Genomic DNA, 15,065 nt, shown 5'->3' with positions numbered 1-15,065 from the left:
CTTTACCAGAGCACCGGAAAAGCTGACACTGTCGGTATTGAATATTGTTGCGGATATCTCACATCGACCAGATATAAGCCTTCTGCGGGAGCAGTAATGCCTCCCTGACTTCTATCAACACTACGCAGAACTTGACCCGCCCACTCGACTGGCTTGCTGCCATCACCAATGGCCGCCATGACTCCAACCAGATTTCTTACCATGTGATGCAAAAAAGACAGGGCTTCGACATCAATAGCAATACAATCTTGCTGCTGGCTAACCTGAATTTTATCCAATGTCTTTATTGGACTTTTTGCCTGGCATTCACTCGCCCTGAATGCTGAAAAATCATGGCGACCGATTAGTTGGTCAGCTGCCGCCTGCATTTTTTCGATATCTAGTGGCGGATAATGCCACCACATCCGGTTTTGGTGAATAGAAGAACGGCTAAGACGGTTTAAAATTAAATAACGATAACTACGTTTAATTGCAGAAAAGCGGGCATTAAAATCATCATCAACAAACTGAACCCAGGTAACATTAACATCTTTGGGTAGATTGGCGTTAACCCCCAAAAGCCAGCCACGCTTTTCCCGAACTGAATCGGTGTCAAAATGTACAACTTGATTTAAACCATGTACACCAGTGTCCGTTCGCCCCGCGGCATAGACTTCGACAGGATGGTTGGCCACAATGGAAATGGCTTTCTGTAACTCACCCTGAACGGTTCTGGAATGCGACTGAATTTGCCAGCCACAAAAATCAGTTCCGGCATACTCTATGCCGAGTGCTATTCTCACAACATCCTCTCTCTAATTATTCTGATAATGAGTCGAGGATCGTTTGGGCACGTACTTTTTGCTCTTCGTTACCTTCGGCTAACACTTCATTAAGAATACTTCTCGCGCCGTCAGCATCATCCATCTCGATATAAGCCGAAGCCAGATCCAGTTTCGTTTCAGCCTCATCAATTTCGTCAATATCACCGATATCAAACTCGATATCAGGTTCATCATCATTACCATTGATATCGAATGGTGCAATATCGATACGCTCAGGATCTAGTGAGCTCGATGCCCCTGGTTCAAAAGGAAGTAACGAGTCATGCTCAATTTCATTTTCATCCTCGTCATCATCTTGTTCAACTGTGCCGAAAGTCGTCCCCGTATCAAATGATAAAAGATCATCATCAATATGATTTTCCTCAGACTTATCATCTTCTTCGAGTAGAACGTCTGATGTGGTCGCTGGATCGGAAAGCAATAGTTCGTCATCAGCATTATCAGACGAGTACGGCACTACAGTATCAAATTCCAATGGCGCTTCATCATTATCTTCGGTGGTCTCGGTATCAATCGAATTATCATTGTCTTCGGAGAGCTCAACAACAATCGAATCTTCATCAGTGTGATTGTGGCGACTAAATTCTAATCGTTCATCATCAACATCCGCGTCAACCGTATCTTCAATGACTGAAACAGGCTGACTATCCTCTGTTGCTTGTGACTCTTCAGCTGTAAATAATGCATGACCAGGAGCCAATTGCGCTCCCCATTGTTTTATTTCATCCCACTCAATACTTTCTTCATCGAAATCTGTCGTTTCAGCAAGTGAAATAAAATCATCAACCTGTTTTTGTTTATATAAAACAAACAACAATTTATATGCTACCAATGTATTAGCTGGCTCTCTGGCTTTAGCTTGCTCCAGAGCAATTTTCGCTTGTGCATAATCGGCATAGCCAACAAACATATCCGCTTGCTCAACCAGTTCCATCACACTTTTCTGTGGTAGTTTTTCCTGACTGAGAGGTTCATCATCACTATGGTCATCTACGTCGTTATTTTCAGGCACTTCCTCAACCTGAATTTCTGATCTGTATTGCTCATCATCTGTTGGGCTCGGTGGTTCAAAATCTGTCACTTCAGCATATGAGCTGTCATCACTATTTTTTCTTCTGGCAAGTAATAACAGTACAACCAGCAGTAGTAACGCGCCACCGAGCTGTAATTTATATTCGACTAGGAAAGCCTTGATAGTATCAACAAGGTTGTCAGGTACAACGCCATCTGATGCAGGCAGTTCACTAATAGTCTCTTCAGTTTCTGTTGGTACAGCGTCTCCTTCTTCTGATTCGATTGAAGAAGAATCCGGCTTATCAACACTGCTGGCATCTGATTCTGTCTCTGCTGAGACTTCGGTATCAGATAAATCATCCATTGCTTCAACTGAGGTATTAGCCTGATCTTTGTCCTCTAGTAAATCTTGCAATCGGGCGAGATCAGCATCCTTCAGCGAGATTAAGCGACGCATGGTTTCCAACTGCTCTTCCATGGCATCCATTCGTGCTTTGAAGTCGATATTTTCTTGAGCTTGTGCTTCTATCGTTTCCTGTGCCAGCGTCAGTTGCTCTGTCAACGCATTAATTTTTTCATTGCCAGCCAGGTTAGGTGAAGCGTCATCTTGTGTGGTTTCACTTTGCTCAGGCGCAACCAGTTTCAAGTGTGCTTCTTTATCTGCGTCACTTTCAATTGCAGGAGACGACGCTTGCAAATTATCTTTTACTGGATTTTCAGCATCCGCTTGAACGACCTCATCTTCAGTCGATGCTGCTTGAGGCTGCTCCACAACGGCAGGCGCTGCCTTAACTGGCGCTTTATTACGTTGACGCCATTGTGCATTCTGGCTTTTAAATAATTGATAAGCTTCAGCCTGAGATTTTGACAATATGGCCGCTTGTTCAGGAATAGTGAGGGTATACCCCGCTTTCAGTCCGTTAATATTGTTATCGACAAAGGCTTCGGGATTAGCCTCAACCAGTGCCAACATCATTTGCTGAACTGAAACAGAGGCATTGGGACGTGTTGTCAGTGCAATGTTCCAAAGAGTATCTGCCTTGGCAACGGGCCCGTATTTCTGACTACTGAATCGTAATGCATTTGATTGACTACTTTCAGTTTTTGTTGATGTTACGGTGTTAGCTTTCGGGGTGGAGCGGGGTTTCGCTGTCGATGACATCAACACTTCAGGTGGATCAAGCAGAACCGTGTATTCTCTGATAAGTCGGCCACCACCCGCTGAAGCTGTTAACAAAAAATCCAGAAAAGGTTCTTTAATCGGTTGCTCAGAACTAATTAAAACGCGCGATTTTCCTTGCTGTTCAACAACATCAAATTTCAGTTGTGTCAAAATATAGCTTCGATCCAGACCCGCTTTATCAAATTCATCATTTGACGCTATTCTGATTTCAAAACTTTCTTTTTCTTCGGCAGCTAAAGCATTGATGTCTATGCTTGCTTTGAATGGCTCATTCAAAGCTGACATCACTTTGATTTCGCCCAAACCAAAAGCATAACTAGTTAAGGGGGTGAAAAAACCTATCGTTGATGCGACAGCGATACTGGCAAAAAGCTGTTTCTTCATTTTCATCCCCTTAACTTCCTTATCTAGCTTAATTTAAAGGTACTTTTCAACTAAGACTTCAGCAATCTGAACACTGTTAAGCGCAGCACCTTTACGAACGTTATCTGCAACTACCCATAAATTTAATCCTTTTTCATGGGAAATGTCTTCGCGGATACGTCCGACAAATACGGGATCTTGTCCTGAGGACTCGGTCACAGCAGTTGGATATCCACCATCTTTACGCTCATCAAGCAATACGATGCCTTCAGCCTTTTCATATAAGGCTTTGCACTGTTCTGCCGTTATTTTGTCACGAGTTTCGATATGAATTGCTTCTGAGTGCCCGAAAAACACAGGTACACGAACTGCGGTTGGATTAACTTGAATGGATTCATCACCCATAATTTTGCGGGTTTCCCACACCATTTTCATTTCTTCTTTGGTGTAGCCGTTATCCATAAACACATCAATTTGTGGTAACACATTAAACGCGATTTGTTTTGGATAGACTTCTGCTTTCACAGGACGTCCGTTTAATAAATCCGCTGTCTGCTTGGCAAGCTCATCCATTGCAGGCTTACCGGAACCAGAAACCGCCTGATAGGTACAAACATTAATACGTGTGATACCGACAGCATCGTAAATAGGCTTCAGTGCCACCATCATTTGGATGGTTGAGCAATTAGGATTAGCAATGATGCCACGGTTTTTATAATCAGCTACTGCTTCTGGATTGACTTCAGGCACGACCAGAGGGATATCATCGTCATAGCGGAACTGTGATGTGTTATCGATAACTACACAACCAGCTGCCGCGGCTTTTGGCGCATAAATTGCGGATACGCTTGCACCAGGAGAAAACAGACCAACCTGCACTTTTGAGAAATCAAATTCAGCCAAATCTTCGACAAGTATCGATTTATTGCCAAAGCTAACTGTAGAGCCTGCACTTCGTTCACTCGCCAGCGCATATACTTTACCCACTGGGAACTGACGTTGGTGCAAAATTTCCAACATGGCCTCACCTACGGCCCCTGTAGCACCTACAACTGCAACATCTACTTTTTTATTCACAATACACCTTTCGTTTTTAATTTATAACGCTGCAAGCACCGCATCACCCATCTCTGCAGTAGAGACCTTGGTCATACCCGCAGAGTAGATATCAGCAGTACGAAGACCGTCATCCAACACCTTGCTCACAGCTTTTTCAATTCGATCTGCCATTGAGGCTTCATCGAGCGTGTAACGTAACATCATAGCAGCTGATAAAATTGTCGCTAGTGGATTCGCAATATTCTGTCCGGCAATATCAGGTGCAGAACCATGGATTGGCTCATACATGCCTTTGCTGTTTTCATCCAGTGATGCTGAAGGTAACATCCCAATCGAGCCAGTAAGCATAGAAGCACAGTCCGATAAAATATCCCCAAACATATTGGTGGTAACCATGACATCAAATTGCTTCGGTGCCCTCACCAATTGCATTGCCGCGTTATCCACATACATATGACTCAATTCAATATCCGGATAGGCTTTTGACAATGTTGTCATAGTTTCACGCCACAATTCTGTGCTTTCCAGCACATTTGCTTTATCTACAGAGCAAACTCTGCCTTGTCGTTTGGCGGCGATATCAAAAGCGACTTTACCAATTCGGTTGATTTCACTTTCGCGATACACAAGTGTATTGAATCCTTGTTTTTCGCCATTATCCAATGTTCTGATACCACGAGGCTGACCGAAATAAATCCCCCCCGTCAACTCGCGCACAATCATCAAATCCAAGCCAGCAACGACTTCAGGTTTCAAAGTAGACGCATCAGCTAACTGCGGATACAAAATAGCCGGACGTAAATTAGCGAATAAATTCAACTCAGAACGTATGCCTAAGAGGCCTTTTTCCGGTCTTACACTAATGTCCAGAGATTCCCATTTATAACCACCAACAGCACCTAGCAAAATAGCATCAGCCTGTTTTGACATTTCTAAGGTTTCTGCTGGAAGGGGGGTGCCTGTTTCATCATAGGCCGCACCACCAATTAAGCCGTACTCAAGGTTGATATCCAGACCTTCTTCACGAAACTTTTCAAGAATTTTGACTGCTTCAGCAACGATTTCAGGACCAATGCCATCACCAGGCAAAACTACAATTTTTTTTGTCATTTTTTATATCTTTAAATAATTTACTAAATTCAGAGGTTGTCTTAAGAGAATAACCAGGGTGCTTCTTGCTTACGCTTTTCTTCATAAGCTTTGATGTCAGCGGTGTGTTGTAATGTCAGGCCGATATCATCAAGCCCTTCAATTAGACAGTGTTTTTTGAAAGCATCGACATCAAAAGCGATTGACTGCCGATCTGGCAGAGTAATTTTTTGCTCAGGTAAATCAACCGTCAGTTGATATCCAGGTATAGATTCAACTTGTTCAAAGAGTTTATCTATCAACGACTCTTCTAAAGTTATCGCCAAAATACCATTTTTGCTGGTGTTGCTGAAAAAGATATCAGCAAAACTTGGGGCAATAATAACGCGAATACCGAAATCATCGAGTGCCCACACAGCATGCTCACGACTTGAGCCACAGCCAAAATTCTCACGTGCAAGAAGAATCGTACCACCTTTGTAACGTGGTTGATTAAGCTCAAAGTCAGGATTCAATGGACGATTTTTTGTATCTTGTCCAGGCTCCCCATGATCAAGATAACGCCACTCGTCGAATAAATTGGGGCCAAAACCAGTGCGTTTGATGGATTTTAAAAACTGCTTAGGAATAATCGCATCGGTATCCACATTGGGACGGTCTAATGGGATAACGATGCCAGTTTCAACTGAAAATTTTTGCATTGCGAGGAATACCTCTTAGTTCGTCGCGTTCAACGTTAAATAAAAATTCACGGGCACAGCATGGCTGATGTTGGGCAAACCAGCCAACTCACGTAATTTTTCTACACCTGCTGCTAATTCATAATCATCGGCATTTAAAATCACCGGATGAGCAGACACTACCAATAACTCATTTGTGGCGACTTTGGTAACCAGCACCTCAAAAGTCAGTGCTTTTTTCTGGCCGTGCAGTTCAAGCATGCCATCCACAGATAACGGTTTTGTCTGTCCTACTTCAAGCTGTTTAATTTCATCAGGCGGTAACTTGGCAGTTATCAGCGCTTTGGGAAAGTCAGCAATATTGAACAAAAATTCTTTCATCCGACTATCGCGAATTTCAACACCCGTGTCTACCGAGGCTAGATCGATCGATACAGAAAATTCACCACTTTCAGACAGACTCCCCGCTATTTTGTCGAATTGATGTACTTCAGCAATATTCACTTTCTTTGTCGAAATAAAATTGATTTGTGATTCGCTATTGTTGATTTGCCATTGTGTCGCAGAAGCTGCTGAACTCACCAATAAAAAACCCAGGGTCGATAACCATACATTCATTTTTTTCATTTTTCTTCCCTTATTATTCGTAAACAGTAGTAACAGAACCATCAACTGATTCATGCTCTTTCATTAGCTCATCAATTGAACGGGTTAAACTTTCTTCAACCGGTGATTTAAGAACAATGATTTCTACACGTCTGTTAATCGCTCGGTTTTCTGGTGAATTGTTGGGCACAAGCGGTTTTGTATCTGCATAACCCTCCAGCACAAACCGTTCTGGCTTCATATCGCCGGGAGCCAACAATTCATGTACTACAGACGTTGCTCTTGAGGTAGATAGTTCCCAATTAGAACGATATCTTGGTGTATTAATCGGCACATCATCAGTGTGACCTGCCACAGCTATTTGTCCACCTGTGTCAACCAATACATCATGGATTTTTTTGAGAATGGGTTTAAAACTGGGGTTTAGCCGAGCATCCCCTGATGGAAATGAGCCGTTTTCCCTTATACGAATAACAATGCGACTAAATTGACTTTCAACTTCAATCAAGCCTTCTTTAATTTCTTCATCAAGTGCTTCACGAAATTTTTGGGTTTCTTCTGCAATTTCCTGTGCCTGTTGCTGAGCTACTTCTTCAGCATCCATCGTCACCTTAATTTTTTCACGAGTATCGTCAACCGTTTCTTGTCTGACAACTTTCAATGGTGTTGGCTTAGGATCACCTGGACTATATTCCTGGGCAATAATACTGGTACCCACAGGCACTGCATCCGCAATGACTTCTCGCTGAACCCCAAAGGCATTATCCAGGGATTTAACGACCATCTTATATTTCAGAGCATCCATTTCTGCAAAGGATAACAACAATACAAAAAAGCACATCAGCAGTGACATTAAGTCTGCAAATGTACCCATATAGGCCGGCAGGCCTTCGTCTTGCTTTTTAGGTCTAGGGCTATCTTCACTCATTATTGTGTGACCAACATTAGTTAATCTGCTGGTTCATCTGAGTCGCGTTTTGAAGCAGGTAGGAAGTTTTGTAATAACTCACCCAACACTTTTGGATTTTGGCCTTCCTGTATCCCCATCACACTCTCGATGATGATGCTTTTATTCATCAGTTCTTCACTACTGCGTAAAGCGAGTTTATCGGATACTGGCAGAGCAAACATATTCGCTAACATCGCACCATAAAGTGTTGTCAGCAAGGCGACGGCCATCGCGGGACCAATCGACTTTGGATCCGACATATTGGATAGCATTTGTACAAGACCTACTAATGTGCCAATCATCCCCATTGCAGGGCCCGCATCCCCCATCGTTTTAAAAATTTGCTGACCAATGGAGTGTCGATTAACCGTTTCATTCATTTCGGTAACCAGTGCTTTTTTGACGACGGCTGGCTCATGGCCATCTACCAGCATCCGGATACCTTTCGCTAAAACGGGGTTGGTGATTTCTTGTTTTTCCAGAGCAAGTAAACCTTCTTTTCTGGCAATGGTCGCCAGCTCAACAACCGACTGGATAATTTCTTGTGGAGATTCCGATTTATACAAAAACGCTTTCATGGCTGTTTTAATAGAGCCTAAAAACTGTCCTAAGGTAAATCGCATCAGTACAACGGCGAATGAGCCGCCAAGCACAATGGCTAGTGAGGGCATATTGATGAAAACACCGGCTGCAGCCCCCATAGCAATCGTTGCTATAATTAGGCCCCAAGCCGCAATAAAACCTAGCAGTGTAGCTAAATCCACTCAATTACTCCCTAAACACTAGAAACTCATCAATGAAATGCCGAAGCACTGGCAGTGCATTCTACCTAATCGCATAGTAAAAATCTCCTCTATGTCGATGGAAAATGATGCTTTTTATACTTCTTCGAACGGTAAATAAAAACCGCAGGCATGACCATCAGCATAATCACAATTATTACAATCCCCAATGGCCAGAGTATCGGCTGATTCCATTGAGACTGAAGTTTTTCACGCACACTCGTATCGATACGTCGGTATTTGAGCGTGTTATTAGCCATTAAATTAGGCTTAACATTATGATTCCATTCGTGATAAAGCGAGAATTGTTTAGGATGAAAGCCCCATATCCAGGGAGCATCTCTCCTGACAATATCAACCATCTGTTTAATTATGGCCAATCGCTCTGGTGTGTTTGACATTGTGCGCATCTTTTCAAAAAGTTTGTCAAAGTCTTTATTTTGATAATTTGCTGTGTTTTCACCACCAAACTCAGCTCGACCATTTGGACCATAAAGTAAAAACAGGAAATTTTCTGGATCAGGATAATCGGCATTCCAGCCCCATTGAAACATCTGTACCTGTCCGCGGCGGATTTTATCCTGAAACCGATTATAGTCACTGCTGCGGAGAACCAGCTGTATTTTCAGCTTTCTAAACTGCTTACGCATCCAGTCCAAATCTGATTTGCTGTCAGGACCACTCGCGGTGATATCCATGTAAATGACAAGTGGCTCACCTGTTTTTTTATCCCTGCCATTTGGATATCCAGCTTCCGCCAGGAGTTGTTTTGCTGCTTCTATGGATTTACGTTCAGCTTGACCATTCTCCCATGTGTACATGTATGGATTGATACCCGCTTTACCTTCACTGTAGCCAAAAATACCTGGAGGAATAGGTCCCTGTGCAGGGATGCCGCGGCCATTAGCAAATATGGAAATATATTCTTCCTGATCTATGGCGATAGAAATAGCTTGTCGGAGTTTTCTGGCTCGCTCACTATATCCGCCAACAACTGGGTCTAACATGTTAAATCCGGTATAAAAACTAGTCGCAGCAATGGCTGTTTCCAGTTTTATTCCTTTGGCTTTCATTTCATCACTTAAACCAAATTCGCCCGATGTTGAAATATTCACCGCTTGCTCGAAACTATCTGAACTTATGCCACTAACATCATAGTAGCCCTGCATGAATTTCCCCCAGTAAGACGTATTTTCTTTTTCGAGGGTAAAAACAATTTTGTCTATCATGGGCAATGGTTTACCAGCATCATCTAATAAGCCATTTTGCTTATCCGTCTCTTCCCCTTCAGCTGGATAGCGTTCACCATGAAAGTTAGGGTTTTTAGTCAACACCATGCGTCGGTTCGGATCATTCTCAGTCATGTAAAATGGGCCTGTTCCAACAGGGTACCAATCTAAAGTGATATTTTTATTAATCAGTCCTGGCTGAGAATAAAATTCTTCTGCCTCCCAAGGGATAGGTGCAAAAAAAGGCATCGCTAACCAGTAATCCAGTTGTGGATATTTTCCGTATACTTTTATCTGATAGTGATAATCATCAATGGTCTTTACACCACTGATTTCATGCTGACGAAGATCGACTTCACCCTTCTCTTTTCGAATGGTTCTTAATTGCTCAGCGTATTCTTTAAGCCCAACGATATGCTCCGCCATCACGCCAAGGATAGGAGAATGAATTTCAGGGTGCGCCAGACGTTTTATCTGGTAGACAAAATCAGCGGCAACCAGCTCTCGTGTACCTGTTTTTTCAAAGTCCGTTAAATCTTCTACATTTGCGATTTGTTCATCTGTTAAATGATGGTAAAGCCAACTTCCATTTTCATCCTTTGCAAAGGCAGGATGAGGTTGATAGGAAATAGCGTGTTTAATCGGAATGGTATAGACAGAAAAGGCAATATTACTGGCATTAGATTTAACTGGATTATTGTCCTTATCCAAATAAGTCACATCAGGCATCGCTGATGCGGCTAGTGGTTCAAGCTGATAGGGTCGTTTTAAATAATGATACTGATAAGGTGGCTCGTATACCTGACCAGTGATTATGACTTCATTCGCACTATAAGAGCGGGCTGGGTCTAGATGTTTAGGGCGAAGAGAAAAAGCAGAATAGAGAATAGATTCATCACTGGATGCTTCTGGATAAGGTGAGTTTATCGCTTTCATATCACATGCTGTTGCTAAGAACAGCACACTAATAAGCAACCAATATTTCAATCTCATATAACCTCATTTCAAAGCATTAGATACTGTTTGCATGATAACAGTAGAAGATTACTGCATGCTTGCCCTTTCCGTCATCCCTAAAATCAGGTAAGTTATCCGCCTTTATATGTAGTTAGGAGAGACACATGGGTTTTCTGCAAGGCAAACGCGCATTAATTGTGGGTGTCGCAAGCCCCCGCTCAATTGCATCTGGTATTGCTCATGCGATGGCACGTGAAGGTGCTGAATTAGCTTTCACATATCAAAATGAGAAATTAAAATCACGCGTTGAAAAAATCGCTGAAGAATGTGGCGCTAACCCTGCGCTGGTCTTTCCTTGTGATGTTAGCAGTGATGATGAAATCAACGGTGTATTTGAATCATTGGATCAACACTGGGATGGCCTTGATACTATCGTTCACTCTGTTGCATTTGCTCCCCGTGAACAATTGCAGGGTGGCTTCGTTGACAGTGTGACCCGAGACGGTTTCGCAATGGCCAACGATATCAGTGCATACAGTTTTGCTGCTTTAGCGAAAGCAGGAAAAAACATGATGGCGGGCCGTAATGGTTCATTATTGACACTGAGTTACTTAGGTGCTGAAAAAGCGATTGATAACTACAATGTGATGGGTGTAGCAAAAGCCGCTCTGGAAGCGACTGTCCGCTATATGGCCTACTCGCTTGGTGAACAAGGTATTCGTGTTAATGCAGTGTCAGCCGGTCCAATCAAAACACTTGCTGCTGCGGGTATCGGTGATTTTGGCAAAATGCTGGCTTATGGTGAACGCAATTCACCATTAAGAAGAAATGTCACCATTGAAGAAGTGGGCAATGTAGCTGCATTCTTATGTTCCGATCTGGCATCAGGTATCACAGGTGAAATCACCTATGTTGATGCCGGTTATAACATTGTCGGCATTGGTGATAAGTAAACCGCTTATTTTTGCTGGTATTCTAAAAGGGCATTTATAAATGCCCTTTTTTTTGTTCAAAACATGGAGGCCTTATGTCTCATAAACATGCCATGATTTTGCTGGCCTTCATTGTGCTGGGAGCAGTGAGTGGTGTTTTACTCGGTTGGTATAACCCCACGCTAGCCGTTAATATCAGCTGGCTTGGTACATTGTTTCTCAACGCACTAAAAATGACCATTATCCCTTTGGTGATTGCTTCCATTGTCAGTGGCATAGGTTCATTAGGCAACTTAAAGAAATTAGGCAAATTAGGTGGTTTTACGCTGCTTTATTACAGTCTATCGACAGCAACTGCAGTCTTAATTGGACTCATCGTTGTTAATTGGATCCAGCCCGGCGCTGGTATGCAGTGGAGCCAAACGGCTGTGCCCGACTATATTTTAGAAAAACAAAATACGGGTATCAGCGATATTATTCTGTCTCTCGTCTCCCCTAATCTGATTTCCTCAGCCGCACAAACTCAGCTTCTACCGCTCATTGTCTTTGCAATCCTGTTCTCTATGGCATTAAGTACCTTAGGTGAAAAAGGTAAACCCGTGTTTCAGCTGTTTGATGGCATCAATGAGGCGATGATGACCTTAGTGATCTGGGTTATGCATCTGGCCCCAATAGGTATTTTTGCTCTGATTGCTGCCAGATTGGGTAATGCGGGTGGTGGCGAACACTTTCTTGCCGAAATGAAAGCCGTTGGTTGGCATGTTGTGACCGTGTTAACCGGACTTTCTATTCATGGGGTCTTGTTACTACTGGTTTTATTTTTGATGACAAGACGGGGAATCTCCTACCTACTTGGTATGGCTCGTGCATTAGTGACAGCGTTTGGTACAGCCAGCTCCTCTGCGACACTTCCATTAACAATGGAATGTGTCAGAGAGAATGGTGTCAGCCATAAAGTCAGTAAATTTGTATTACCGCTTGGCGCAACTATCAATATGGATGGTACAGCGCTATATGAAGCAGCAGCGGTGATGTTCATTGCACAGGCTTATGGTATTGATTTAAGCCTGACTCAGCAGGCCATTGTATTTGTTACTGCCACATTAGCTGCTATCGGTGCAGCTGGCATACCTGAAGCCGGACTGGTCACCATGGTAATTGTTCTAAGTGCTGTAGGCTTACCACTGGATGGCATCGCCTTATTACTCTCTGTTGATTGGTTCCTGGACAGGTTCAGAACCTCTATCAACGTCTGGAGTGATAGTGTGGGCAGTGCTATCGTTGATCGGTTCACATAAAAAAGGCGCCCTAAGGCGCCTTTAACAATGCTCAATAAATAATCATTTATTTCAGTGCATCCTGATGAATATCAATATCTGCATCATTGCGTAATTGGGCAATAAAGGCTTCAACCTCTGCCGATGCATAAATGCTCGTTAACTGTTGTTGCAGAGCTTTCTTCTGCTCATCAGTAACATCATCAATATCGCCATTTTTAACCGCTGTTAATTTGATAACAACGTAGTTTCCATTATCTGCTGAGAATCCTTCATACTCAGGCGCCGATAAGGGTTTTGGCATTGTGAAAGCACGTTGAAGAATTTGACTGCTGACTTTCTCTGCATCACGACCATAAAACTCGGCAGCCTGCCAGTTAATTAACAGAGACTCAGGACTTTCGCCAGATTTCACTTTTTCTACTACAGACTCACCCTCATCTTGTGCCAATTTTCTTGCTTTATCAAACACTAACTGTTGTTTGATTGCTGGAGAAACAGACTCAAAGGGTAAAACCGTTTCTGGGATATGTTTGTTCTTATGTACAACGATAAGATCATTATCTGACAATTCAATCACAGCACTGTTTAGGTCATTCTTTAAGACATCTTCACTAAATGCTGCATCAATGACTTTCTTATTACTAGTGACCCCAGCCTCAGTTCCAGTTCGAGTAAAACTCTCGGTTGTTTTGATATCCAGACCAAGTGCCTCAGCCGCGACATCCAGACTATCGGGATTTTCGAAACTCAAATTGGCTAACTGTTCAGCTTTGTCATAAAAAATAGATTCAGCTTGCTGGCGACGATACATTTTCTCAACTTGATCACGCGCCTGATCAAATGTTTTGCCTTCTGGCTTTTGAATACCCGTCAATTTAATCAGGTGATAACCAAATTCTGTCTTGACCGGTTCACTGACATCTCCGACATTCGTCAATGCAAATGCTGCTTCTTCGAATGCTGGATCCATGACGTCTTTACCAAAGAAACCAAGATCACCACCTTTTTCTGCTGATCCAGTATCATCAGAAGTTTCTTTTGCCAATAAGGCAAAGTCTTCACCGTTCTCTAAACGGGTTTGAATCGCTTTAATTTTTTCTAAAGCCGCATCGTCATCACCTTCAATTAAAATATGGCTAGCACGACGCTGTTCAGGACCCACAAATTGATTTTGATTATCAGCATAGAATTTTTTCAGTTCATCATCATTGACTTGAACCCCTTTCGCCAACTCATCAACCGATAACTCAATATAGTTCAGTTTGACTTGTTCTGGAGCTGTATAAGCAGCTACGTTGTCCTCGTAATATTGCTTCACTTCTTCGTCATCCACATTCACTTTGTCAACGAATCGCTGAATAGGAACGAGACCATAAGCTAGCTCACGTTGTTGTCTCTCTAATCTCAATGCTTCATTAAGTAATTTAACACTGGCAATTGATGAATTCTGAATATTGGTGGTGAGCTCTTGAGATAATAAATCTGCTCTTAGCTGCGCTTCATACTGAGCAGGGGTATAGCCTACCCGCGCCAGCACCATCCCGTAATAATCGGAATCGAACTTACCATCACGTTGGAAAGCGGGAGTAGAACGGATGAACTGAGATACCGCAGCGTCACTTATGCGTTGTTTTAAGGTTTGATTTGCATCTCGTAATAAACGTTGGTCAATAAGCCCGTCTAATACGTCTTTTTTTACACTAGCGTTATCAAACATCGCTGGGTCAAATTGATCCCCCATCATGCTACGCATACGATCACGATACTGCTGTAACGACGTTTGTAGTTCTGTTTGGGTGATGGGTGAGCCATTCACTTCTGCCACAACAACCGTCGAGGCGCCAGACAAATATGAGTTAATGCCCCACAGAGCAAATGGAATACTAATTAAACCAACGATGAACCAGGCAATCCATCCCTGGGCGTGATTACGTATGAAATGCAACATATGAAGAGAACCTTCCCGAAATGTTGTTAAAAACGGCTATTCTAATACAATAGGCAAAAAAAAAGGCGCATAAGATGCGCCTTTCCTCTTTTTTGGCGGAGCGGACGGGACTCGAACCCGCGACCCCCGGCGTGACAGGCCGGTATTCTAACCAACTGAACTACCGCTCC

12 protein-coding genes and 1 tRNA gene are annotated in these 15,065 nt (G+C 42.9%); 2 read left to right on the top strand and 11 right to left on the bottom strand.

Translation table 11 applies throughout. The annotated features are described in order from the left end of the window. Positions 1-2: 2 nt before the first annotated feature. The 9 genes from truA to B2248_RS00145 form a co-directional block, all read right to left on the bottom strand. The gene (gene truA / locus B2248_RS00185) at positions 3-782 is read right to left on the bottom strand and encodes a tRNA pseudouridine(38-40) synthase TruA (RefSeq protein ID WP_273181845.1); all 780 of its coding nucleotides are present in this window, start codon (positions 780-782) and stop codon (positions 3-5) included. Positions 783-798: 16 nt separating this feature from the next. Beyond that, entirely contained in the window at positions 799-3,405 is a 2,607-nt protein-coding gene (locus B2248_RS00180) for a FimV/HubP family polar landmark protein (protein ID WP_273181846.1), read from the bottom strand. Between the two features lie 33 nt (positions 3,406-3,438). Beyond that, a complete protein-coding gene (locus tag B2248_RS00175; RefSeq protein ID WP_007145476.1) occupies positions 3,439-4,461 on the bottom strand; it encodes an aspartate-semialdehyde dehydrogenase in 1,023 nt (340 codons plus the stop codon). 21 nt (positions 4,462-4,482) lie between these two features. Next, positions 4,483-5,553, bottom strand: a complete 1,071-nt coding sequence (gene leuB, locus B2248_RS00170; RefSeq protein ID WP_273181847.1) for a 3-isopropylmalate dehydrogenase — start codon at positions 5,551-5,553, stop codon at positions 4,483-4,485. A 41-nt stretch (positions 5,554-5,594) separates the two neighbouring features. Next, a complete protein-coding gene (gene leuD, locus B2248_RS00165) occupies positions 5,595-6,233 on the bottom strand; it encodes a 3-isopropylmalate dehydratase small subunit (RefSeq protein ID WP_273181849.1) in 639 nt (212 codons plus the stop codon). Positions 6,234-6,248: 15 nt separating this feature from the next. Next, the gene (locus tag B2248_RS00160; protein ID WP_273181851.1) at positions 6,249-6,839 is read right to left on the bottom strand and encodes a YceI family protein; all 591 of its coding nucleotides are present in this window, start codon (positions 6,837-6,839) and stop codon (positions 6,249-6,251) included. A 13-nt stretch (positions 6,840-6,852) separates the two neighbouring features. Beyond that, on the bottom strand, positions 6,853-7,746 hold the full coding sequence (locus B2248_RS00155; RefSeq protein WP_007145480.1) for a flagellar motor protein MotB: 894 nt from the start codon (positions 7,744-7,746) through the stop codon (positions 6,853-6,855). 20 nt (positions 7,747-7,766) lie between these two features. Next, positions 7,767-8,531: a flagellar motor protein PomA gene (gene pomA, locus B2248_RS00150; RefSeq protein WP_007145481.1), complete on the bottom strand. Its 765-nt coding sequence runs from the start codon at positions 8,529-8,531 to the stop codon at positions 7,767-7,769. A gap of 89 nt (positions 8,532-8,620) precedes the next feature. Beyond that, complete coding sequence (locus tag B2248_RS00145) at positions 8,621-10,771, bottom strand: ABC transporter substrate-binding protein (RefSeq protein ID WP_273181853.1); 2,151 nt, start codon at positions 10,769-10,771, stop codon at positions 8,621-8,623. A 128-nt stretch (positions 10,772-10,899) separates the two neighbouring features. Here B2248_RS00145 and B2248_RS00140 point away from each other — a divergent pair, with 128 nt between their 5' ends. Continuing rightward, complete coding sequence (locus tag B2248_RS00140) at positions 10,900-11,688, top strand: enoyl-ACP reductase FabI (protein WP_273181854.1); 789 nt, start codon at positions 10,900-10,902, stop codon at positions 11,686-11,688. 74 nt (positions 11,689-11,762) lie between these two features. Beyond that, entirely contained in the window at positions 11,763-12,965 is a 1,203-nt protein-coding gene (locus B2248_RS00135) for a dicarboxylate/amino acid:cation symporter (protein WP_273181855.1), read from the top strand. A 46-nt stretch (positions 12,966-13,011) separates the two neighbouring features. Here the strand turns inward: B2248_RS00135 and B2248_RS00130 are convergent, their stop codons facing one another. Continuing rightward, entirely contained in the window at positions 13,012-14,895 is a 1,884-nt protein-coding gene (locus B2248_RS00130) for a SurA N-terminal domain-containing protein (RefSeq protein ID WP_273181857.1), read from the bottom strand. A gap of 93 nt (positions 14,896-14,988) precedes the next feature. After that, positions 14,989-15,065 (bottom strand) — tRNA-Asp (locus B2248_RS00125).

The sequence above is a fragment of the Methylophaga sp. UBA2012 genome, from assembly GCF_002335235.1.
Taxonomy (GTDB): Bacteria; Pseudomonadota; Gammaproteobacteria; order Nitrosococcales; family Methylophagaceae; genus Methylophaga; species Methylophaga thalassica.
Note: the sequence above shows the minus strand (reverse complement) of the source record. Positions and strands in the feature narration are given on the sequence as shown.

Excerpts from the sequence above, each read along its gene's own strand:
- leuB (WP_273181847.1), bottom strand. The coding sequence starts at position 5,553 with ATGACAAAAAAAATTGTAGTTTTGCCTGGTGATGGCATTGGTCCTGAA.
- B2248_RS00135 (WP_273181855.1), top strand. The coding sequence starts at position 11,763 with ATGTCTCATAAACATGCCATGATTTTGCTGGCCTTCATTGTGCTGGGA.
- B2248_RS00155 (WP_007145480.1), bottom strand. The coding sequence starts at position 7,746 with ATGAGTGAAGATAGCCCTAGACCTAAAAAGCAAGACGAAGGCCTGCCG.
- B2248_RS00160 (WP_273181851.1), bottom strand. The coding sequence starts at position 6,839 with ATGAAAAAAATGAATGTATGGTTATCGACCCTGGGTTTTTTATTGGTG.
- B2248_RS00140 (WP_273181854.1), top strand. The coding sequence starts at position 10,900 with ATGGGTTTTCTGCAAGGCAAACGCGCATTAATTGTGGGTGTCGCAAGC.
- leuD (WP_273181849.1), bottom strand. The coding sequence starts at position 6,233 with ATGCAAAAATTTTCAGTTGAAACTGGCATCGTTATCCCATTAGACCGT.
- B2248_RS00145 (WP_273181853.1), bottom strand. The coding sequence starts at position 10,771 with ATGAGATTGAAATATTGGTTGCTTATTAGTGTGCTGTTCTTAGCAACA.
- B2248_RS00130 (WP_273181857.1), bottom strand. The coding sequence starts at position 14,895 with ATGTTGCATTTCATACGTAATCACGCCCAGGGATGGATTGCCTGGTTC.
- B2248_RS00180 (WP_273181846.1), bottom strand. The coding sequence starts at position 3,405 with ATGAAGAAACAGCTTTTTGCCAGTATCGCTGTCGCATCAACGATAGGT.